This window comes from Halomonas ventosae (assembly GCF_004361885.1).
Lineage (GTDB): Bacteria > Pseudomonadota > Gammaproteobacteria > Pseudomonadales > Halomonadaceae > Halomonas > Halomonas ventosae_C.
The window spans coordinates 111338-131743 of the sequence record NZ_SNWH01000003.1; the positions used below are offsets into that span (position 1 = coordinate 111338).

20 protein-coding genes are annotated in these 20406 nt (G+C 65.4%); 12 read left to right on the forward strand and 8 right to left on the reverse strand.

Translation table 11 applies throughout. The annotated features are described in order from the left end of the window. Window positions 1–37 precede the first annotated feature (37 nt). Both DFO68_RS03725 and DFO68_RS03730 read left to right on the forward strand, forming a co-directional pair. The gene (locus tag DFO68_RS03725; RefSeq protein WP_133482193.1) at window positions 38–307 is read left to right on the forward strand and encodes a GrxA family glutaredoxin; all 270 of its coding nucleotides are present in this window, start codon (window positions 38–40) and stop codon (window positions 305–307) included. 225 nt (window positions 308–532) lie between these two features. Then, window positions 533–1300, forward strand: a complete 768-nt coding sequence (locus DFO68_RS03730; protein ID WP_133482195.1) for a DUF1338 family protein — start codon at window positions 533–535, stop codon at window positions 1298–1300. A gap of 179 nt (window positions 1301–1479) precedes the next feature. Here the strand turns inward: DFO68_RS03730 and DFO68_RS03735 are convergent, their stop codons facing one another. After that, window positions 1480–2142, reverse strand: coding sequence for a CoA transferase subunit B (locus DFO68_RS03735; protein WP_133482197.1), 663 nt, complete (start codon window positions 2140–2142; stop codon window positions 1480–1482). 37 nt (window positions 2143–2179) lie between these two features. Beyond that, the gene (locus DFO68_RS03740) at window positions 2180–2881 is read right to left on the reverse strand and encodes a CoA transferase subunit A (protein ID WP_133482199.1); all 702 of its coding nucleotides are present in this window, start codon (window positions 2879–2881) and stop codon (window positions 2180–2182) included. A gap of 168 nt (window positions 2882–3049) precedes the next feature. Between DFO68_RS03740 and DFO68_RS03745 the strand changes: the two genes are divergently transcribed. From DFO68_RS03745 to DFO68_RS03770, 6 genes are all read left to right on the forward strand, one after another. After that, entirely contained in the window at window positions 3050–3955 is a 906-nt protein-coding gene (locus DFO68_RS03745) for a LysR family transcriptional regulator (protein WP_133482201.1), read from the forward strand. A gap of 71 nt (window positions 3956–4026) precedes the next feature. Beyond that, window positions 4027–4899 carry an acetyltransferase gene (locus tag DFO68_RS03750; protein WP_133482203.1) on the forward strand — a complete coding sequence of 291 codons (873 nt, stop codon included), beginning with the start codon at window positions 4027–4029 and terminating at the stop codon, window positions 4897–4899. After that, window positions 4845–5774, forward strand: a complete 930-nt coding sequence (locus DFO68_RS03755) for a M23 family metallopeptidase (protein WP_133482205.1) — start codon at window positions 4845–4847, stop codon at window positions 5772–5774. The genes DFO68_RS03750 and DFO68_RS03755 overlap by 55 nt, the downstream gene beginning before the upstream one ends. 137 nt (window positions 5775–5911) lie before the next feature. After that, window positions 5912–7072: a glycosyltransferase family 4 protein gene (locus DFO68_RS03760; RefSeq protein WP_133482207.1), complete on the forward strand. Its 1161-nt coding sequence runs from the start codon at window positions 5912–5914 to the stop codon at window positions 7070–7072. After that, complete coding sequence (locus tag DFO68_RS03765; RefSeq protein ID WP_133482209.1) at window positions 7044–7586, forward strand: phosphatase PAP2 family protein; 543 nt, start codon at window positions 7044–7046, stop codon at window positions 7584–7586. The genes DFO68_RS03760 and DFO68_RS03765 overlap by 29 nt, the downstream gene beginning before the upstream one ends. 66 nt (window positions 7587–7652) lie before the next feature. Next, window positions 7653–8282, forward strand: a complete 630-nt coding sequence (locus tag DFO68_RS03770; RefSeq protein ID WP_133482211.1) for an alpha-ketoglutarate-dependent dioxygenase AlkB family protein — start codon at window positions 7653–7655, stop codon at window positions 8280–8282. Window positions 8283–8382: 100 nt separating this feature from the next. Here the strand turns inward: DFO68_RS03770 and gcvT are convergent, their stop codons facing one another. Then, entirely contained in the window at window positions 8383–9492 is a 1110-nt protein-coding gene (gene gcvT / locus DFO68_RS03775; RefSeq protein ID WP_133482213.1) for a glycine cleavage system aminomethyltransferase GcvT, read from the reverse strand. 72 nt (window positions 9493–9564) lie between these two features. Then, on the reverse strand, window positions 9565–10971 hold the full coding sequence (locus tag DFO68_RS03780) for an alanine/glycine:cation symporter family protein (RefSeq protein WP_133482215.1): 1407 nt from the start codon (window positions 10969–10971) through the stop codon (window positions 9565–9567). A gap of 472 nt (window positions 10972–11443) precedes the next feature. Between DFO68_RS03780 and gcvH the strand changes: the two genes are divergently transcribed. From gcvH to ppnN, 3 genes are all read left to right on the forward strand, one after another. Beyond that, complete coding sequence (gene gcvH / locus DFO68_RS03785; protein ID WP_133482217.1) at window positions 11444–11836, forward strand: glycine cleavage system protein GcvH; 393 nt, start codon at window positions 11444–11446, stop codon at window positions 11834–11836. Between the two features lie 145 nt (window positions 11837–11981). Beyond that, window positions 11982–14876 carry an aminomethyl-transferring glycine dehydrogenase gene (gene gcvP / locus DFO68_RS03790; protein WP_133482219.1) on the forward strand — a complete coding sequence of 965 codons (2895 nt, stop codon included), beginning with the start codon at window positions 11982–11984 and terminating at the stop codon, window positions 14874–14876. Window positions 14877–15007: 131 nt separating this feature from the next. Further along, complete coding sequence (gene ppnN / locus DFO68_RS03795; protein WP_133482221.1) at window positions 15008–16369, forward strand: nucleotide 5'-monophosphate nucleosidase PpnN; 1362 nt, start codon at window positions 15008–15010, stop codon at window positions 16367–16369. Window positions 16370–16392: 23 nt separating this feature from the next. Here the strand turns inward: ppnN and DFO68_RS03800 are convergent, their stop codons facing one another. Together DFO68_RS03800 and DFO68_RS03805 are read right to left on the reverse strand one after the other, a co-directional pair. Next, on the reverse strand, window positions 16393–16758 hold the full coding sequence (locus DFO68_RS03800; protein ID WP_133482223.1) for a hypothetical protein: 366 nt from the start codon (window positions 16756–16758) through the stop codon (window positions 16393–16395). A 1-nt stretch (window position 16759) separates the two neighbouring features. Next, window positions 16760–17224 carry a flavodoxin gene (locus tag DFO68_RS03805; protein ID WP_133482225.1) on the reverse strand — a complete coding sequence of 155 codons (465 nt, stop codon included), beginning with the start codon at window positions 17222–17224 and terminating at the stop codon, window positions 16760–16762. Between the two features lie 136 nt (window positions 17225–17360). Between DFO68_RS03805 and DFO68_RS03810 the strand changes: the two genes are divergently transcribed. Continuing rightward, on the forward strand, window positions 17361–17567 hold the full coding sequence (locus DFO68_RS03810; RefSeq protein WP_133482227.1) for a DUF2788 domain-containing protein: 207 nt from the start codon (window positions 17361–17363) through the stop codon (window positions 17565–17567). 87 nt (window positions 17568–17654) lie between these two features. Here DFO68_RS03810 and DFO68_RS03815 read toward each other — a convergent pair whose 3' ends face one another. Both DFO68_RS03815 and pheT read right to left on the reverse strand, forming a co-directional pair. After that, window positions 17655–17957 carry an integration host factor subunit alpha gene (locus tag DFO68_RS03815; RefSeq protein WP_133482229.1) on the reverse strand — a complete coding sequence of 101 codons (303 nt, stop codon included), beginning with the start codon at window positions 17955–17957 and terminating at the stop codon, window positions 17655–17657. Between the two features lie 64 nt (window positions 17958–18021). Then, window positions 18022–20400 (reverse strand): phenylalanine--tRNA ligase subunit beta, encoded by a 2379-nt coding sequence (gene pheT / locus DFO68_RS03820; protein ID WP_133482231.1) that lies wholly within the window; start codon window positions 20398–20400, stop codon window positions 18022–18024. Window positions 20401–20406 lie beyond the last annotated feature (6 nt).

The window sequence follows — 20406 nt, forward strand, 5'->3', positions numbered from 1 at the left end:
CCCTCTTCACGCACCCTGACGTGCAAGGAGTCACTGCATGTTCGTCGTCATCTTCGGTCGCCCCGCCTGCTCCTTCTGCAACCGCGCCAAGGCCCTCGCCGCCCGGCTTGAGAGTACCGGCAGCATCGAGGGATACCGCTACGTGGATATCCATGCCGAGGGCATCACCAAGGCCGATCTGGAAAAGACCATTGGCAAGCCAGTGCATACCGTGCCGCAGATCTTTGTCGACCAGACCCATGTCGGGGGTTTCACCGAGTTCGACCGTTATGTGCAAGATCAGGCCCTGCTAAGTGTCACCCACTGAGGCAAGATCGCTTCTACGCCGTGACACTGCTGAGCGATGAGCTCTCCTGACAGGGGGATGCCTCTGGAACACCCCCTTGGTTGACACGCCCGCCCCTGACAGGCCGGACGGGAAGCCCATGCGTTCCGACGAACGTCTTTCCCCCGTTGAATGCCACCGAAGATCCGCTGCCTATACTGGCGGCGAGCAGGCACGCAAAGCATCACGGCAGAGGGACAAGGCACGATGCAACGGGAAGAGTTTGTCCAGCAGCTGTGGCTGGACTATATCCACCGGCATCCGGACATCGGCGGATTGCGGCTCTGGCCCGTGGAGGCAACGGCGGAGTACCTGGCAATCCTGACTCTCAATCATGGCCCCTGGGCCATGGAGGTGCTACTGCCGATCCTGGTGCGTTACGGCTATCGACCACACCAGCGCTACGCCATGGCCGATCGCGGCCTGCTGGCAACCCTGCTCGCCGCCCCAGATGAAGGCGCCTGGATATTGCTCGCCGAGCTGCAACTCGGCACCCTGTCGCGCCCGCCTCGCGAGCGCCTCCTGCGGCTGGTCGGCAACGCCGATCCGCGGGAGGGGCGCAGCCAGGCATTGCTCTGCCATGGCCGCCCCTGGCCGATGCCTGAGTGGAGCACCTATCAGGCCCTGCAACTGACCCACCCGCTGGCCGCCTGGCTCGCGGTAATGGGGCCGCGGATGCATCACGCCGGCTTCGACTGCCAGCGGCTGGGGCACGACATCGTCGCGCTCGACAGCCAGCTGCGCCAGGCCGGCCTCGCCGGCAGCAGCGACCGCCACCAGGGCCTCTTCCCGGTGTCGCCGCTGCTCGATTACCGCTTCTATGCCAGCCGTTCACAGCGCCTGGCCTTCGCCGAGGGCGACGAGCATCGCATCGGGCTCGACGGGCTTGCTCTTGTCCAGAAGCAGGTCAGTGCCAACCAGGAACGCGCCGCCGAGTTGCTGCTGCCTCACCACACCCGCTGTGAACTGTCGTGAACTCAGCCATCCACAGAATCTGTGGATAACGCTGTGCATCACCGCCTCGAGGAAGCTACCAGGCGTGATGCCAAGGGGCATGGCGCGCAACGGTCAGTTTTTCGACAACCTCGTCGACATCACGAACGCCAGCGGCCTGGACAGATATCCGGGCCGCTGGCGTGTCACGACGAAATCTATCAGGCCGCGAAGGTCATCTCGGGGACGTGATCGGGCACCACCAGCTTGCCGGCCGTCAGTGACTTAATCTCCTCCACCGAGACGCCCGGTGCGCGCTCCTTGAGATGGAAGGCGCCGTCCTTGATCTCCAGGTAGGCAAGATCGGTGAGCACTCGGTTGATGCAGCCCGCACCGGTCAGTGGCAGGTTGCAGGACTCGAGTAGCTTGGACTCACCATGCTTGGAGGCGTGGGTCATGGTACAGATGATGTTCTCGGCACCTGCCACCAGGTCCATGGCGCCGCCCATGCCCTTGATCAGCTTGCCGGGGACCATCCAGGAGGCGATGTTGCCGTTCTGGTCGACCTCGAAGGCACCGAGCACGGTCAGGTCGACATGCCCGCCGCGGATCATGGCGAAAGATTCCGCCGAGGAGAAGATCGCCGCTCCTGGCCGTGCCGTGACGGTCTGCTTGCCGGCGTTGATCATGTCGGGGTCAAGCTCCTCCTCGGTGGGGAAGCGCCCCATGCCCAGCAGGCCGTTCTCGGACTGCAGCATCACATCGATGCCGTCGGGGATGTAGTTAGCCACCAGGGTGGGGATGCCGATGCCCAGGTTGACGTAGAAGCCGTCCTCGAGTTCGCGCGCTACGCGCATTGCCATCTGTTCGCGAGTCAGTGCCATGGTATTGCCTCTTGGGTAGCGGAAAAGGAGAGTCTGATCAGTCCTGGTGCACGGTGCGCTTCTCGATGCGCTTCTCGAAGGTGCCCTGGATGAGGCGGTCGACATAGATGCCCGGCGTATGGATCTGATCGGGCTTGAGCTCGCCGGGCTCGACGATCTCCTCGACCTCGACCACGGTGATCCTGCCCGCGGTGGCCGCCACCGGATTGAAGTTCTGGGCAGTATTACGATAGACGACGTTACCGTAGCGATCGGCCTTCCAGCCCTTGACGATGGCGAAATCGCCGACCACCGACTCCTCAAGGATGTAGTGGCGGCCGTTGAACTCGCGCACCTCCTTGCCCTCACCGATGGGCGTGCCATAGCCGGTGGCGGTATAGAAGGCCGGGATGCCCGCGCCGCCAGCACGCATCTTCTCCGCCAGGGTCCCCTGGGGGGTGAGGATGACCTCGATCTCCCCGTCTAGCATCTGGCGCTCGAATAGCGCGTTCTCGCCCACGTAGGAGGCGTAGAAGCGGCGGATCTGCTTATCCTCGAGCAAGAGCCCCAGGCCGAAACCATCGACCCCGCAGTTGTTGGAGTAGATGGTGAGGTCTTTAACACCGCGGCGTTTGATCTCAGCAATCAGGTTCTCGGGAATGCCGCAGAGCCCGAAGCCGCCGGCGATGACGGTCATGCCGCTCTCGATGCCATCCATTGCCTCGGCGTAGGAAGTCACACGCTTGTCGAATCCGGCCATAGTGGCGCCTCGCATTGTTGTAAAATGAAAAAATGTGGTTGTGGATGAATAAACATAGTGAAGAAACACGATGTCAGGCCAGTGTTGCCGCTGCCAATATATTTGTTAAGTTTGTTTTATTTATGGATTGATCCATTATACCAATAAATTTGACCTTGGTAGCATGCCATGACCGTCAAGCAACTGCGTGCCTTTCTCGCCGTGGCCCGTACCCTGAGCTTTACCCAGGCGTGCGAGCACCTTCACCTCTCACAGCCGGCCCTGAGCCTGGCGATCAAGGGCCTGGAAGAAAGCCTAGGCGGACGCCTGCTGATTCGCAGTACCCGCAGCGTTCGGCTAACCCCGGAGGGGGAGTCGTTGGTGCCCCTGGCCAAGCGGTTGATCGCCGAGTGGGACAACACAGAAGAATTGCTGCGCCAGCGCTTCACCCTGCAGCTGGGCCGCCTGGCGGTGGCCACCATGCCCTCCTTTGCCAGCAACCTGCTGCCCCCCGCTCTGCGCGTCTTCCGTCAGCGCCATCCACGGGTCAATGTCACGGTGCATGACGTCATCAACGAGCAGGTGATCGATATGGTGCGCGCCCGCCAGGTGGAACTGGGGCTGGTGTTCGAGCCGGAAGCCACCGGCAGTCTCTCCTTCACGCCCCTGTTTCGCGACCGTTTCGTGGCCGTGGTGCCGGCCGACTCGCGCCTGGCCGAGCGCTCACGGCTCGGTTGGCCGACGCTGATGACCCGAGACTTCATTGCCCTGCAGCGCCCCTCCATGGTGCGCCGGCTGCTGGAACAGGCGCTGGAAGGTCGCGGCCTGACTTTGCCCGCCGCCTTCGAGTGTCACCAGCTGGCGACCGTGGGACGCATGGTCGCCAGCGGTCTGGGGATCAGCGCCGTGCCCTCATTGTGTATTGCTCAGATGCAGGAGCTGGGCGCCGTCTGCGTGCCCCTGGAGAACCCGGTGATCGAGCGCGACGTCGGGGTGCTGACCTGGAACACCCATGAGCTGTCGGTGGCCGCCGTGGCGCTTAAGGAGGTGCTCGCCGAGACCATCCACAGCCCCGGTCTCGCCGCGGCACGTTGACCCCGATCGCTGGGCAGCCCGAGGTCGATCTATTAGCATGGGTGAATCGTGATCTGCTCAAGGAGCTAGGCATGTCGACCCTCAGGGGGCTCGTCAGCAGCCTGCTGCTGACACTCACTACCCTTGCCTGGGGGATGCCGCTGGTGCTGCTGACCCTGGTCAAACTGGTAACCCCGGGGCGACGTTGTCAGCGCCGGGTGCTGACGGCGCTCAACCGAGTCGCGCTCAACTGGGTGGGCAGCAACCTGTGGTGGATGCGCCGCTGGCTAAACCCGCGGCTGGAGATGAGCCTGCCGGAGGGGCTGTCCCGCGACCAGTGGTGGCTGGTGATTTCCAACCATCGCAGCTGGACCGATATCTTCCTGCTGTTCTTCGCCTTTCACCGACGCCTCCCCATGCCCCACTTCTTCGTCAAGCGCCAGCTGATCTGGATTCCCATTGTCGGTCTGGCCTTCTGGGCTATGGAGTTTCCCATGCTGCGCCGCCTGAGCCGCGAGCAGCGCGAGCGCAACCCGCAGCTGGCAAGGCGCGACCACGAGGCCACCGAACGTATGTGCCGTCACGCTCGGGAGCGCCCCATTGCCATCTACAACTTCGTCGAGGGCACCCGCTTCACCCCCGCCAAGCGGGCGGCCCAGCATTCCCCCTATCGTCACCTGCTCAGACCCCGTGCGGGGGGGATCGCCCAGGTAATGAGCCTGCTCGGCGAGCGCCTCGGTGGCATTCTGGATGTCACTCTGCACTACGCGCATCCTGACCCCAGCTTTTGGGGCTTTCTCTGCGGCCGCGAGGGGCCGGTGCGCCTCGAGGTCCGACACCTGGCAGTACCGGCCTGGATGCTCGAGGGTGACTATCACGACGACACGGACTACAAGGAACGCTTCCAGTCATGGCTCAACGCTCTGTGGCAGGACAAGGATCGCCGCCTCGACATCTCGCGCTGACTCTACTGCTGGCCGGCCTGATCCTGCTCGTGGCCGGTTGCGCCGGGCACGGCGGTGGCCGCGCGGGCGAGGCAATTGCCGGTGAGTGGATCACCATCCAGCGCGGCGACACTCTGGGTGATATCGCTCGCCGCGCCGGTGTGCCCCTGGTGCGCCTGGAGCGCTTCAATCCCGGTGTCGATGCCCGGCGCCTAGCCGTAGGCCAGCGCCTGCTGGTTCCCGGACACGATGAGCGGGCCCCGTCCGGCGGCCCCTACCGCTATCGGGTACGCCCGGGTGATACCTATAGCGCCATCGCACGGCGCTTCGGCGGCCGCGCCGAGCTGATCCAGGCGGCGAATCCCGGCATCGCCCCCACCCGCCTAAGGGTCGGTCAGTTGATTCAGGTGCCGCTGGGCGGCCGGCAGGCCGTCTCCTCGAGCCGCACCGATCGCAAGGCGTCCACCAAGCGCCAGGCCTCAGCACCGGCCAGTAAACGCCTGCCGGACCCCGGCGCGCTGCCTGCCTCGGCGCACCGCTGGCCCTGGCCACTAGCGGAGTATCGGGTCGAGCGCCCCTTCGGCACCGATCAGCGCGGCACCCTGCAGCCCATGCTGCTGGCCACATCACGGGGCAGCCAGGCCCGTGCCGTGGCCGACGGTGAAGTGCGCTTCGCTGACAGCATGCGCCAGCTCGGCCAGGTGGTGATTGTCCACCATGCCGACAACTTGCAGAGCGTCTATGCCCTATGCAAGCGACCCCTTGTGGCCAGCGGCGATACCGTCACGCGGGGCACCCCTGTGTGCGAAGTCGGTGAGCAGGATGGCAGCCCGCGGCTGCTCTTCGACATGCGCCATGGTGGCAAGCCCATCGACCCGGCCCGGGTACTGCGCTGACGGAGGCGACGCTGTCCGGCCTCTAACGGCCAGTCCGCCGTCATGTCCTCTTCATCGCCGTGACCCGCGGCTGTCATGGCCAGCCGGCATCATGACGATGTCAGCCCCTCCGGGCCTGCCACCGCACGAGGTGCTCCATGCGCATCTGCCTGGTTAGTGAAACCTGGTCCCCCGACATCAATGGCGTCGCCCATACCCTCGGCCAGCTCAGCATGGAACTGCGCCGGCGCGGTGTGGCCCTGCAGCTGATCCGTCCCCGACCGGCAGACGGAGCGGTGCCACGCGCCGAAGGGATGGAGACCGAGCTGCGGGTTCATGGGCTGGGCCTGCCCGGCTACCGCCAGGTGCGCATCGGCTTGCCGTCCACGGCGGCCATCCAGCGTCTGTGGCGTCAGCAGCGCCCGACGGCTGTCTACCTGGCTACCGAGGGCCCTCTGAGCTGGTCCGCCCTGCGCGCCGCCGAGCGGCTAGGCATCACGGTGGTCAGCGGCTGGCACACCAATTTCGACCACTACTGCCGCGACTATGGTCTGCCCTGGCTGGCGCCGCTGGTGCTGCGTCGCCTGCGCCACTTCCACAACCGCACGGCCGCGACCCTAGTGCCGACCCATGCCCAGGCCAAGGCGCTTGCCGACCGCGGCTTCGCCAACCTGCGAGTCATGGCACGCGGCATCGACGGCGAACGCTTCTCGCCAGCCGAGCGCGACCCGGCCCTGCGCGCCGCCTGGGGAAGCGATACCCATCGTCCGGTGGCGCTTTATGTAGGACGCCTCGCCGCCGAGAAGAACCTCGACCTGCTGCGCGACACCTTCACGGCAATGCTCGCCGCCCGCCCCGACATCACCCTGGTGGTGGTCGGTGACGGCCCGGGACGAGCCACCCTGCAGCGTGCCCTGCCCGACGCCCACTTTACCGGTTTCATCGACAGGGAAAGCCTGGTGCGCCACTACGCCAGTGCCGACCTTTTCGTCTTTCCCTCGATCTCCGAGACCTGGGGCAACGTAGTCCTTGAGGCCATGGCTAGTGGCCTGGCCGTGGTGGCCTTCCGCCATGCCGCCGGCGCCGAACTGATCGAGGACGATCGCAACGGTGTCAGCCTGCCAGTGGGCGACGAGGCCGGCTTCCAGGAAGCCGCCGCGACCCTCTGCCAGCAGCCTGCCCGCTATGCCCGTCTAGGTCGCGCCGCCAGGGAGCGCGCCCTGACGTACCGCTGGTCGGCGATTGCCGATATCTTCCTCGCCACCTTGGCCCAGCCTCGGGAGACGCTCGATGAAACTGCATCCGCCTGCCGTGTTTGAACGCCTCGACCTTATCGAGTGGCAGCTCTGTCGACGTCTGGCCGGCTACAACGTACACCCACCCTGGCTGGCCCTGCTGCGCCTTTCCAGCAAGCTGGGGGACTGGCCGCTGTGGGTCGGACTGATCCTTGCCCAGCCGCTGCTCCAGCCCGCCGACAGCGGCCAGCGCATGGCCCAGTACACCGCCACGGCGCTGGTGGCCATCGGTCTCTACCGTGTGCTGAAGACCCGCCTGTGTCGCGAGCGGCCCTTCATCACTTTCACAGGCATTATTCACTGCAGCGAGCCTGCCCGCGACCGCTACAGCTTCCCGAGCGGCCATACCATGCATGCGGTGCTGTTCTGCGTGCTGACCGCCGCTCATGTTCCCTGGCTACTGCCCGGGCTGGTGCCTGCCGCAGTGTTGATTGCCGTCTCGCGGGTTGGCCTGGGGCTGCACTACATCAGCGACGTCGCGGCCGGCGCCCTGCTGGGGTTAGGCTTTGGCCTGGCCAGCCTCTATCTGGCCGGCTGACCCTGCATCTGGCCGGCTGACAGGGTGCCACTGGCCGCGAGCCGGTCGGGATGGCACGCTGTCGAAATGTCCACCACCAAGACGTGTCAAAGGGTCACCCTGCTCAACTCGCCGCTGCTGATTCTATTCACCGGCCTGCACGGCGAACCCGCCGCTGCCCAGGTGCTGGCGCGGCTTGACCGCGAGCTTGCCTGGCAGCGCCCTACCCTGCGCCTCTACGGGCGAGAGCATCCGATCCCGCGTCGCCAGCTGTGGATGGGTAGCCCCGAGGCCCGTTACCGCTACTCGGGCCGGGACTTCCTGCCCGAGCCCTGGCATCCCGCAGTAACAGCGCTGCGCGACCGGGTGGTCAGCACGCTGGCCGATGCCGGCACTCGGGCCCGCTTCAACAGCGTGCTGCTTAACCGCTATGCGAACGGCGAGGAGCGCATGGGCTGGCACAGCGACGACGAGCCCGAGCTTGGCCCGGCGCCGCTGATCGCGGCGGTCAGCCTCGGCGTCGAGCGGCCGTTGCGCTTCCGCTGGAAGGACCGCTCTGGCGAGGCCTTCAACGTCTGGCTGCCCCACGACAGTCTGTTGCTGATGGGCCCCGGCGTGCAAGAGAGGCTACAGCATGCCCTGCTGCCGCGCCGGCTTCCCGGGCTGCGTATCAGTCTGACCTTCCGCTGGGTGGCTCCGACGATGGGCGGAGCCTGATTCTTACCGTTCTTACCATGTAAAAACGGCCACCCCATTTTAGAGTAACGATAGGTGTGATTACGCAGAAAGATAACGGTATAAAACGACGTTCACGCCATCATCCTCGATGGTAGCCGGGTCTAACGAAAGGCATCTTGCTCACCGTCATCGGCAGGCGCTTGCCGCGCACCTCGGCATACACCGTGGTGCCGACCTCACTGGCCTCGATGGCCACGTAGCCCATCGCCACAGGCCGACCAACACTGGGGCCGAAGCCCCCCGAGGTCACCCGTCCCAGCAACCTATCGTCAGCGTCGAAGAGTTGCGCGCCTTCGCGCACCGGGGCGCGGCCCTCGCCGAGCAGACCCACCCGCTTGCGGCGGTAGTCCTTCTCGGCCACCTGGTGCAGGATCAGGTCGGCGCCGGGAAAGCCCCCTTCACGCTCGCCGCCGTGACGGCGCGGCTTGCCGATGGACCAGGTCAACCCCGCTTCTACTGGCGTGGTCTGGGTATCGATATCGTGGCCATAGAGGCACAGCCCGGCTTCGAGGCGCAGCGAGTCACGCGCTCCCAAGCCGATCGCCTCGACCTCGTCTTCCTCTATCAGGCGACGCGCCAGGGCCTCGGTGTCCTCAGCGGCCACCGAGATCTCGAAGCCGTCCTCGCCGGTGTAGCCGCTGCGGCTGACCCAGACCTCGATGCCGCCGATGGTGAAGCGGCCATGCTGCATGAAGACCATCTCGCAGGCCTCGGGGCACAGGCGCTGCATCACCTCGGCCGCTTTTGGGCCCTGCAGGGCCAGCAGGCCCCGTTCGATCCCCTCTACCTCGTGGTCGGGCAGGCCGCGGCGCAGGTGGGCAATGTCTTGTTCGCGGCAGGCGGCATTGACCACCAGGTAGAGATGATCACCGCCATTGACCACCATCAGATCATCGAGAATGCCGCCCTCCTCGGCGGTGAATAGCGCATAGCGCTGCATGCCTTCAGCCAGCCCGACGATATCCGCCGGCACCAGGGTCTCCAGCGCTTCGGCAGGATGCGATCCACGCACCAATATCTGTCCCATGTGGGAGACATCGAAGAGCCCGCAGGCGCGACGGGTATGCTCGTGCTCGCGCTTGACGCCGAGCGGGTACTGCACCGGCATCTCGTAGCCGGCGAAAGGCACCATCTTGGCGCCCAGTTCCATGTGCAGGGCGCGCAGAGGGGTATGCTTGAGTTCACTCATGTCGTCATCTCTCTTGGGCGGGGCCAACGCAGGAGAGGTGTCCCAGGGACACCTCTCCTGCGTCACTCACCCTCAGGATTTGTCGTGGTCCAGCTCCTCGCCCGGCAGGATCGTCTTGCCGTCGAAGTAGTCTCGGGACAGCTTGAAGACCACCGGCGACAGCAGCGCCAGAGCGATCAGGTTGGGAATGGCCATCATGGCGTTGAAGGTATCGGCCATCAGCCAGATGAAGCCCAGCTGGGCTATGGCACCCAGCGGGATCGCCAGCACGAACAGCACCCGGTAGAGCATGATCGAGCGAGTGCCGAACAGAAATTGAAAGCACTTCTCGCCGTAGAAGGACCAGCCCAGGATAGTGGTGAAGGCGAACACTGCCAGCGCCAGCGAGACGATCTGGTTGCCCATGCCCGGCAGAGCGGCATCAAAGGAGAGCGCGGTCAGCGACGCCCCAGCCTCGCCCGTCTCCCAGACACCCGCGGTCAGGATGACCAGGGCAGTGATGGAGCAGACGAGGATGGTGTCAATGAAGGTGCCGAGCATGGCGATCAGGCCCTGACGGACTGGATCCTTGGTCTGTGCCGCGGCATGGGCAATGGGCGCGCTGCCCAGTCCGGCCTCGTTGGAAAAGATGCCGCGCGCCACACCGAAGCGGATCGCCGCCATCACCGCCGCGCCGGCGAAGCCACCCACCGCCGCATGCGGGTTGAAGGCATAGGTGAAGATCATGCCGAAGGCCCCACCGATCTGGTCGGCATTGATCACGAGCACGACAAGCCCGGCCAGCACGTAGAGGATCCCCATGATCGGCACCAGCTTGCCGGCCACCTTGGCGATACGCCTAATGCCACCTATGATTACCGCCCCGGCCAGCACCATGATCACCACACCGGTGATCCAGGGTGGCAGGCCGAAGGTGCTGTCCAGGGCATCCGCCACCGAGTTCGACTGCACCGTATTGCCGATTCCGAAGGCGGCCACGGCGCCGAAGAAGGCGAAGGCACCGCCCAGCCACAGCCATTTCTTGCCCAGGCCGTTCTTGATGTAGAACATCGGCCCACCGACGTGGTAACCGGTGCTGTCGGTCTCGCGGTAGCGTACTGCCAGTACCGCCTCGGCGAACTTGGTCGCCATGCCCACCAGGGCCGTGATCCACATCCAGAACACCGCCCCAGGCCCACCCAGAGCGATGGCGGTGGCCACACCGGCGATATTGCCGGTACCGATGGTCGCAGACAGCGCCGTCATCAGAGCATTGAAAGGCGAGATCTCACCGTCGTCGTGTTTTTCGGGCGCCTTGCCCGGCGCGGGTTTCCTGTCACGACCCTGCCACATCAGTTTGAAGCCAGAACCGAGCTTGCGGATCGGCATCAGCTTCAGGCCGATCTGCAAGTAGAGCCCCACCCCCAGCAGCAGGATGAGCATCAATGGCCCCCACACCACGCCATTAATGTCAGTGAAGATACTGTTCAAGGTTTCCAAGAGAGTCTTCCTTAATCCAGGTTTATTGTTGTGACGCGCCATGCCCATGTTCCCCTCAGCAGCGAACAGGCGAAATGGCATGGACGAGCCAGACATCGACGAAAGATCGACAGGACAAGCGCCTTCACAATAGCGGATATTACCATTGCCTCACCAGCCCGATGAAGCGGTGAAGGGACCACAGTGGCGGCACGAACGATCTCGATTTTTTGTTTCCGATCGGAAACGTGGCCAGCCTACCGGCGGCAACACCCGCGAACAAGAGGAGAGTGCGGGATGCCAAGAAGACCTACCTCCGCCTGGAAAAAGGCCCTGCCTGGGCCAACACTGGACGAACCGGCCGCGGCGGACCACCCTGTGAACGGGCCGAGGCGCACCATGCACTGGATCGGTCCACCGGGGGACTCGCCAAATGCCGACGATGGCGTTAGCATTCGCGGATCCGAAAACCTTTTTCGTATAGGAAATCACGATGAGCTCTATCCCCGCCAACCTGCGCTATGCCGAAAGCCATGAATGGGTCCTCGACAATGGCGACGGTACCGTGACCATCGGCATCACCGACCATGCCCAGGAGGCACTGGGCGACGTGGTCTTCGTGGAGCTGCCCGAGGTGGGCCGCACCCTGGCCGTGGGCGACGAGTTTGGCGTCGTCGAGTCGGTCAAGGCCGCCTCCGACCTCTACGCCCCAGTCGCGGGTGAGATCCTTGAGGTCAACGAGGCTCTTGAGGACGCCCCCGAGACCCTCAACGAGTCGCCTTACGGGGATGGCTGGATCATGAAGGTGCGTCTCGAGGAGGCCAGCGCCCTCGACGACCTGCTCGATGCCGACGCCTACCAGGCCGTGGCCTCCGCCGAGGAGTGATCCTCACCCCGGCGCCCCGTCCGGGCCGGCCAGCGGCTGCCGGCCAATGCGGCAGTGAAGCGCCTTTTCCGGCCTCGTCGATGACGGGGTCGGGCCATTTCGATGATTTCCGGGGCGAGGCCCCGTCACGCAAACAGGGTATTCCATGGCTTTCGACAACCGCCGTCTGGCCGATCTGGCCGCTCACGATGCCTTCCTCCAGCGCCACAACGGCCCGGCCGGCGCCGATGTGGACGGCATGCTCACCACTCTCGGCATGCAGAGCCTGTCCGCGCTGATCGAAGCCACCATCCCCGCCGACATTCGGCTGGGCCGTGAGCTGGAACTGGACCCGCCCAAGAGCGAGGCCGAGGCCCTGGACTACCTGCAGCGCCTGGCCCGCCAGAATCGGGTCGTCAAGAGCTATATCGGCCAGGGCTACTACGACACCCACCTACCGACGGTGATCCAGCGCAACGTGCTCGAGAATCCCGGCTGGTACACCGCCTATACCCCCTACCAGCCGGAGATATCCCAGGGCCGCCTGGAGGGGCTGCTCAACTTCCAGCAGATGGTCATGGATTTAACCGGCATGGAGCTGGCCAACGCTTCGCTGCTCGACGAGGCCACCGCCGCCGCCGAGGCCATGGCGCTGTGCAAACGCGCCAACAAGAAGGCCAAGAGCGACACCTTCTTCGTCGCCGAGGACGTCTTCCCCCAGACCCTCGACGTGGTGCGCACCCGCGCCGCCTGGTTCGGCTTCGAGCTGGTGGTGGCCCCGGCCGAGGCGCTCGCCGAGCATGAGGTCTTCGGCGCCCTGCTGCAGTACCCGGGCGACAGCGGCCGTGTCCGCGACCTGGCGCCGTTGCTCACCACGGCCCGCGAGGCCGGCGTGATGACTTGCGTGGTTGCCGACCTGATGGGTCTTGTGCTGCTCAAGGAGCCGGGGGCGCTGGGTGCCGACATGGTGGTGGGCTCTTCGCAGCGCTTCGGCGTGCCCATGGGCTACGGCGGCCCGCATGCTGCTTTCTTCGCCACCACCGACAAGCTCAAGCGCTCGATCCCGGGCCGCATCATCGGTGTCTCCCAGGACAGCCGCGGCAACACGGCGCTGCGCATGGCCATGCAGACCCGCGAGCAGCACATCCGCCGCGAGAAGGCCACCTCCAACATCTGCACCGCCCAGGCGCTGCTGGCCAACATCGCCGGCTTCTACGCCGTCTATCACGGCGCCGAGGGTCTGCGCACCATTGCCGGGCGCATCCATCGCCTGACCACCATTCTCGCCGAGGGGCTCAAGGCCAAGGGCGTCACCCTAGTCCACGATAGCTGGTTCGACACCCTGCGCCTGACCGGCATGGATGCCGGCAAGCTCCATGGCCGCGCCATGACCCACGATCTTAACCTGCGCTACTTCGAGAACGGCGACGTCGGCCTGAGCCTCGACGAGACCACTACTGCCCATGACCTGGACGTGCTCTTCGATGTGCTGCTCGGCGAGGAACACGGCCTCTCAGTTCGCGAGCTCGACGACCGCGTGGTCGAGGCTGGAATCAGCGGGATTCCAGCGGCCTGCCGGCGCGAGTCGGCGTTTCTGACCCACCCGACCTTCCGCCGCTATCACAGCGAAACCGAGATGCTGCGCTACCTCAAGCGCCTGGAGAACAAGGACCTGTCGCTTGTCCACGCTATGATCCCGCTGGGCTCCTGCACCATGAAGCTCAACGCCACCAGCGAGATGATGCCCATCACCTGGCCGGAGTTCGCGCGCATCCACCCCTTCGCGCCCCGTGATCAGGTAGCCGGCTATCGGCAGATGATCGACGAGCTGGCCGCCTTCCTGGTGGAGATCACCGGCTACGACCACATCTCCATGCAGCCCAACTCCGGCGCCCAGGGCGAGTACGCCGGCCTGGTGGCGATCCGCCGCTACCAGGCCGCCGAGGGCGAGGGGCACCGCAATGTCTGCCTGATCCCCAGCTCGGCCCATGGCACCAACCCGGCCTCCGCGGCCATGGCGAGCATGAAGGTCGTGGTGGTGGAGTGCGACAACGACGGCAACATCGACCTTAACGACCTCACCGCCAAGGCCGACAAGCACCGTGATGCCCTCTCGGCGATCATGATCACCTATCCCTCCACCCACGGGGTCTTCGAAGAGAGCGTACGCGAGGTATGCGACATCGTGCATACCCACGGTGGCCAGGTGTACATCGACGGCGCCAACATGAATGCCCAGGTGGGACTGACCCGCCCCGGCGACTTCGGCGGCGACGTCAGCCACCTCAACCTGCACAAGACCTTCTGCATCCCGCATGGCGGCGGCGGCCCGGGCGTGGGACCCATCGGCGTCAAGGCCCACCTGGCCCCTTTCGTCGCCAACCACGTGGTGACGCCGCTGGAGGGCGTCGAGGCGAGCTGCGGCGCGGTCTCGGCGGCACCCTTCGGCAGCGCTTCGATCCTGCCGATCTCCTGGGCCTACATCAAGATGATGGGCGCCCGCGGCCTTCGCGAGGCCACCGAACTGGCGATCCTCAATGCCAACTACATGGCCCACCGACTCGGGGACCACTACCCGGTGCTCTACAAGGGCCGCAACGGCAGCGTGGCGCACGAGTGCATCATCGACATCCGCCCGCTCAAGGCCGAGTCGGGCATCAGCGAGGAGGACATCGCCAAGCGCCTGATGGACTACGGCTTCCACGCCCCGACCATGTCCTTCCCGGTGCCCGGCACGCTGATGATCGAGCCCACCGAGTCGGAGTCGCGCTACGAGATCGACCGCTTCTGTGACGCCATGATCCGTATCCGCGAGGAGATCGCCCGGGTCGAGGCTGGCGAGTGGCCCGCGGATGACAATCCCCTGGTCAATGCCCCGCACACCCAGGCCGACCTGAGGGACGACGCCTGGCAACACCCCTACTCGCGCGAACTCGGCACCTTCCCCTCGGCGGCGGTCAAAGCCGCCAAGGTTTGGCCGGCGGTCAATCGGGTCGACAACGTCTTCGGCGACCGGCAGTTGGTCTGTTCCTGCCCGAGCATCGACGAGTATCGAGATTGACAGCGTGATCGAGGTCTGCCGCCGCCAGGCCTCGTGATGTTGCAGCCACTCGCCGAAAGCGTCGCGTTCGCGGCGCAGCATGATAGCATCGTGCAATGAACAATGCCGCCATGACGAAGGTAATGCCAAGGATGCCCGACACCATTTCCACCACCATCTCGCCGGAAGGTAGCCTCGAGATCCTCTCCCAGCAGGAGGTCGAGCGCCTCCACGATACTTCGCGAAGCGGCCTGCACGACCTGCTGCGCAACTGTTCGCTGGCCGTACTGAATTGCGGCAATCCCACCGATGATGGCCTGGCCCTGCTCGAGACCTACCGCGACTTCGACATCGAGGTGCTGCAGCAGGACCGCGGCGTGCGCCTCAAGATCAGCAATGCACCTGCCGAGGCCTTCGTCGACGGCAAGATGATCCGCGGCATCCGTGAGCACCTCTCCGCGGTGCTGCGCGACATCGTCTACGTCTACAACGAGATCCAGACCCGCCATCGCTTCGACCTGGAGAGTGCCGAGGGAACCACCAACGCGGTCTTCCACATCCTGCGCAAGGCGGGGACCCTCAAGCCGGGACGCGACCCCAGCCTGGTGGTCTGCTGGGGTGGCCACTCGATCTCCCGCAAGGAGTACGACTACACCAAGTCCGTCGGCTACCACCTGGGGCTGCGCGAGCTGGATATCTGCACCGGTTGCGGCCCCGGCGCCATGAAGGGCCCGATGAAGGGCGCCAACGTGGCCCATGCCAAGCAGCGGCGTTCCCAGGGACGCTATCTGGGTGTCTCGGAACCCGGCATCATCGCCGCCGAGGCGCCCAACCCCATTGTCAACGAGCTGGTGGTGATGCCCGATATCGAGAAGCGCCTCGAGGCCTTCGTGCGCCTGGGTCACGGCATTGTCGTGTTCCCCGGGGGAGTGGGTACCGCCGAGGAGATTCTCTACCTGCTGGGGATCCTGCTGCACCCGGACAACGCCGACATGGTCCTGCCCGTGATCCTCACCGGCCCGGCCGATTCTGCCGACTACTTCCAGCGTATCGACGAGTTCCTGGTCTACACCCTGGGTGAGGAGGTTCGCCAGCACTACCGCATCGTCGTCGACGACGCCGTCGAGGTCGCCCGCACCATGCGCAAGAACATCGATGCGGTCACCGACTATCGCCGCAGCCGCCAGGACGCCTTCTACTACAACTGGCGCCTCACCGTGGCTCGAGACTTCCAGCAACCCTTCGAACCCACCCACGAGGCCATGGCCGGACTGGCGCTGCACCGCGAGCAGCCGGTCCACGAACTGGCGGCCAATCTGCGCCGGGCCTTTTCGGGCATCGTCGCCGGCAACGTCAAGGAGAAGGGCATTCGCGCGATCGAGGCTAATGGTCCTTTCCGTCTGCACGCCGAGCCTGAACTCATGGCACGCCTCGACGCGCTGCTGGCCTCCTTCGTCGCCCAGGGCCGCATGAAACTCGCCGGTGACTACGTGCCCTGCTACACGCTCGGCTGAGGGACAGGGTAGCGGGGCCGAACTCAGCGAGGCACCCTGACCCACAGCCACAGGGCATGCAGCAGCAGCCCCAGGGTGGCGCCGTGGGAGACCAGCAGTTCCCAGCCGAAGTAGGCGCTGGACAGGGTATGCCAAGCCGTCATTATGGCCAGGCCCAGGATCAGGCAAAGCCCCAGCCGACGCAGCAATCCGGGCAGGCGCGAGCGCGCCTGCCTCGATAGCAGGCGCCACTGCAGCATGACCACCACAGCCACCACCGCCAATGCCATCAACATCAGCGATAATCGCGTCTCATGCCCGCCTACCAGATAGCGGGGCAGGGTCGCCAGCATCAGGGTCGCCAGTCCCAACAGCAGGCTGATCCGCTCGGGTGTCGGCGTGGCGCCCATCTCAGGCCACCTTCAGCTGCTGTTCATCGATCCACTGCTCGGCCCAGGGCAGGGCCTCGTCGTCCGCCATGAAGGTCTCCATGGCATCCACTTCGAGACGCTCACCGAGGCGTTGGGCGCCCTGGTCTTCGAGCAAGGCATCCAGCTGGCGCCCGGCGCCGCAGAAGGTATCGCCATAGGAGCTGTCACCCAGCGCGATAAGGCCGTAGCGAAGGCCGTCGAGGCCGGGACTCTGGGCCTCCAGCTCGCGGGCAAACGGCACGATGTTGCCGGGCAGATCGCCACTGCCGGTGGTCGAGACGCAGAACAGCGCCAGGTCGGTGGGCGAGCCGATGAGGTCATTCAGGGTCGGCTGATCGAAGATGGCCACCTCATAGCCGGCCTCCTCGAACACGGGCCTGAGCTGCTCGGCAACATCCAGGGCGCCACCGTACATGGTACCTACGAAGATCTTGAGCATGGGCATGTCATGGATTTACCTGAGAATTTCGCTCAGATATTAACATGAGGCCGCGGCATGGGACCACGCCTTGGCGGCTGCAGCAGCAGCAAAGCCTGAGTATAATGGTCGGAGTTCTCCCCGCAGCATGCACGGAGGCGTCATGACGCATACCTTCGAAACCTGGATCACCCCGATCATGATCGGTGGCCTGATCCTCTTCATGTGCTTCATCATCTGGGATCTGGCGAAGAAGTCTCAGGCCGGACGCTTCGGTACCCTCATGCTGTTCGTGGTGCTGGGGGCCGGGATGCTGGGCTATGTGCTCAAGGTGGTGATCACCTGGGTGCTGGAGAACGGCGCCGTCTGACGCTACCGCCAGATGACGCCATCCGCGGCAACACCACGCTCCTGGTACACGAAGAGGGTGTGGCGTTGCGCATGGGCAGCAGGATGATCAGCGGGCTTCGCCGCGATAGCCTTCGACCTGACTCTTGAGCTTCTGGCCGGGCCGGAAGGTGACCACCCGCCGGGCAGAGATCGGGATCTCCTCGCCGGTCTTGGGATTGCGGCCGGGTCGTTCACGCTTGTCGCGCAGGTCGAAGTTGCCGAAGCCCGAGAGCTTGACCTGCTCGTTTTCGCGCAGGCAGCCGCGTATCTCCTCGAAGAAGGCCTCCACCATGGACTTGGCCTCGCGTTTGGAAAGCCCCAGTTCGGCTTGCAGATGTTCGGCCAGTTCCGCCTTGGTCAACGCAGCCATCTTGTCACCCCCATGTTGTCGTCCTCGTGGCGCTGCTCCCGCCGATCGACGAGACGCCCAAGCCTCAAGCGCGTAGCAAAGCCCCCAGATGCTGCCGGGACTCGGCGACGATGGCATCTACCAACTGATTGATTTCCTCATCATTAAGCGTGCGCGATGGATGCTGCCAGGTCAAGCCTAGGGCCACGCTCTTGAGCCCTTCCGGCACCCCCTGCCCCTGGTAGACGTCGAACAGGTGAGATTTTACCAGCCATTCGCCCGCCTGAGCCCGGATGGTGTCGAGCAGCGCCTGCACCGGCAGCCCCTCGTCGACCAGGAAGGCTAGGTCGCGACGTACCTCAGGATGACGCGACAGCGGCGTAAAGGCCGGTACCCGGCCCTGGGTCAGCGCATCGAGGCGCACCTCGAAGAGCAGCGCATCGACCTTGAGACCGAGCCTGACGCGCACCGCCGGATGCAGGGTGCCGATCCAGCCGGCTTCCTCGCCGCGATGCAGCAGGCGGGCACACTGGCCGGGGTGCAGGGCCGAATGCTTGCCGGGTTCGAAGCGCCAAGCCTGGGGCTCGCCGAGGGCTAGCAGGCTCTCCAGGTCGCCCTTGAGGTCGAAGAAGTCGACCGGCTCCCGGCCGCCGGTCCACCCCTCCGGCTCGCGAGGACCGCAGACCAGCGCGCCGAGCATCGGCGTCTGGTGCAGCTGATCAAGCTCGCCGCGGAAGGTGAGGCCGATCTCGAACAGGCGGACCCGCTCCTGTTGGCGATTGAGGTTATGCTGCAGCGCCCGCACCAGCCCGGGAAAGAGGCTCGCGCGCATCACCGAGAGGTCACTCGAGATGGGATTGGCCAGGGTCGGCGAGACTGCCTCGGGATGCAGCGCCTGCTGCAGCTCGGGGGCGACGAAGCTGTAGGTCACGGCCTCCTGATAGCCGCGTGCGACCATCTGGCGACGCAGCCGTGCCAGCGGCGTGTGCGCCTCGTGGTCCGGACGCAGGGCCAGGCGGACGAGGGGACGGCGCACCGGCAGGCGATTGTAGCCGTGGATGCGCGCCACCTCCTCGATCAGGTCTTCCTCGATGGCGATATCGAAGCGCCAGCTCGGGACCTTGACCGTCCAGCTCTCGCCGGAGGCCTCGACCCCCAGGCCGAGGCGCTCGAGGATCTCCGTGACCTCGTCACGCGGCAGCGACTTGCCGAGCGCCTGTTCCAGCCGCGAGACCCGCAGGCGCGCCTCGCGACCGTCCGGCAGGTGTGGTTCGCTCGCCACCTCGACCAGCGGTCCCGGCATGCCACCGGTGATCGCCAGCAGCAGAGCAGTGGCCCGCTCGGCGGCCTCGCGCGGCAAGCGCGGGTCGACACCGCGCTCGAAACGGTGCGAGGCGTCTGTGTGCAGGCCATGGGCGCGCGCCTGTCCGGCGATGGCCAGCGGCGAGAAGAAGGCCGATTCGAGGAAGATATCGCGGGTTGCGGGGCTCACGCCGGAATGCTCGCCGCCCATCACGCCGGCGATGGCCAGCGGGCCACGCTCGTCGGCGATGACCAGCGTAGCGCCATCCAGGGTGATCGCCTGGCCATCCAGCAGCACCAGGCGCTCGCCCTCGCGTGCCAGCCGCACGACCACGCTACCGTGCAGGTTGGCACGGTCGAAGGCATGCAACGGCTGACCCAGCTCGAGCATCACATAGTTGGTGACATCCACCACCGGATCGATGGCACGGATGCCGCTGCGCCGCAATCTTTCGACCATCCACAGTGGTGTCTCGGCGTTGACGTCGACGCCCTTGATCAGGCGACCGATGTAGCGCGGGCAGCGCTCGGCGTCCTCCACGCGCACCGGGAAAGTCTCATCAAGGGTGGGCGCCACGGGGGTGAGCTCAGGACCCGAGACGGCCAGCCGGTTGAGCACCCCGACCTCGCGGGCCAGCCCCTTCACGCTTAGGCAGTCACCGCGGTTCGGTGTCAGGTCCACCTCGATGGTGTAGTCATCGAGGCCCATGACGTCACGCAAGCCGGCACCGACCGGTGACTCGGGCGGCAGCACAAGAATACCCGCCGAGCTCTCCTCCTCGAGCCCCAGTTCGGAGGCCGAGCAGATCATGCCGCAGGACTCGACGCCGCGCAGCCGGGTCTGCTTGATCGTGACGTCATCGGGCAATACCGCCCCGACCCGGGCGAAGGGCACCTTCTGCCCCACCGCTACGTTGGGCGCCCCGCAGACTACCGGGACAGGCTCTCCGCTGCCGTCGTCGACCCGGCAGACATTGAGCTTACCGGCATCGGGATGGGGGGCCTTGCCGACCACTTCGGCCACCACGACCCCGCTAAAGGGGACGGCCACCGGCTCCACAGCATCCACCTCCAGACCAGCCATGGTGATCTGGTCAGCCAGCGCCTGGGTGGAGAGCGCCGGTGAGACCCACTCACGCAGCCACTGTTCGGAAAATTTCATGACGTA

Coding starts and splice junctions, on each gene's coding strand:
- gcvP (WP_133482219.1), top strand. CDS start 11,982: ATGGCTTTCGACAACCGCCGTCTGGCCGATCTGGCCGCTCACGATGCC.
- DFO68_RS03765 (WP_133482209.1), top strand. CDS start 7,044: ATGAAACTGCATCCGCCTGCCGTGTTTGAACGCCTCGACCTTATCGAG.
- DFO68_RS03805 (WP_133482225.1), bottom strand. CDS start 17,224: ATGCCCATGCTCAAGATCTTCGTAGGTACCATGTACGGTGGCGCCCTG.
- DFO68_RS03800 (WP_133482223.1), bottom strand. CDS start 16,758: ATGGGCGCCACGCCGACACCCGAGCGGATCAGCCTGCTGTTGGGACTG.
- pheT (WP_133482231.1), bottom strand. CDS start 20,400: ATGAAATTTTCCGAACAGTGGCTGCGTGAGTGGGTCTCACCGGCGCTC.
- DFO68_RS03755 (WP_133482205.1), top strand. CDS start 4,845: ATGGCTCAACGCTCTGTGGCAGGACAAGGATCGCCGCCTCGACATCTC.
- DFO68_RS03725 (WP_133482193.1), top strand. CDS start 38: ATGTTCGTCGTCATCTTCGGTCGCCCCGCCTGCTCCTTCTGCAACCGC.
- DFO68_RS03750 (WP_133482203.1), top strand. CDS start 4,027: ATGTCGACCCTCAGGGGGCTCGTCAGCAGCCTGCTGCTGACACTCACT.
- DFO68_RS03730 (WP_133482195.1), top strand. CDS start 533: ATGCAACGGGAAGAGTTTGTCCAGCAGCTGTGGCTGGACTATATCCAC.
- DFO68_RS03760 (WP_133482207.1), top strand. CDS start 5,912: ATGCGCATCTGCCTGGTTAGTGAAACCTGGTCCCCCGACATCAATGGC.
- DFO68_RS03815 (WP_133482229.1), bottom strand. CDS start 17,957: ATGGCTGCGTTGACCAAGGCGGAACTGGCCGAACATCTGCAAGCCGAA.
- ppnN (WP_133482221.1), top strand. CDS start 15,008: ATGCCCGACACCATTTCCACCACCATCTCGCCGGAAGGTAGCCTCGAG.
- DFO68_RS03810 (WP_133482227.1), top strand. CDS start 17,361: ATGACGCATACCTTCGAAACCTGGATCACCCCGATCATGATCGGTGGC.
- DFO68_RS03770 (WP_133482211.1), top strand. CDS start 7,653: ATGTCCACCACCAAGACGTGTCAAAGGGTCACCCTGCTCAACTCGCCG.
- gcvT (WP_133482213.1), bottom strand. CDS start 9,492: ATGAGTGAACTCAAGCATACCCCTCTGCGCGCCCTGCACATGGAACTG.
- DFO68_RS03735 (WP_133482197.1), bottom strand. CDS start 2,142: ATGGCACTGACTCGCGAACAGATGGCAATGCGCGTAGCGCGCGAACTC.
- DFO68_RS03740 (WP_133482199.1), bottom strand. CDS start 2,881: ATGGCCGGATTCGACAAGCGTGTGACTTCCTACGCCGAGGCAATGGAT.
- DFO68_RS03745 (WP_133482201.1), top strand. CDS start 3,050: ATGACCGTCAAGCAACTGCGTGCCTTTCTCGCCGTGGCCCGTACCCTG.
- gcvH (WP_133482217.1), top strand. CDS start 11,444: ATGAGCTCTATCCCCGCCAACCTGCGCTATGCCGAAAGCCATGAATGG.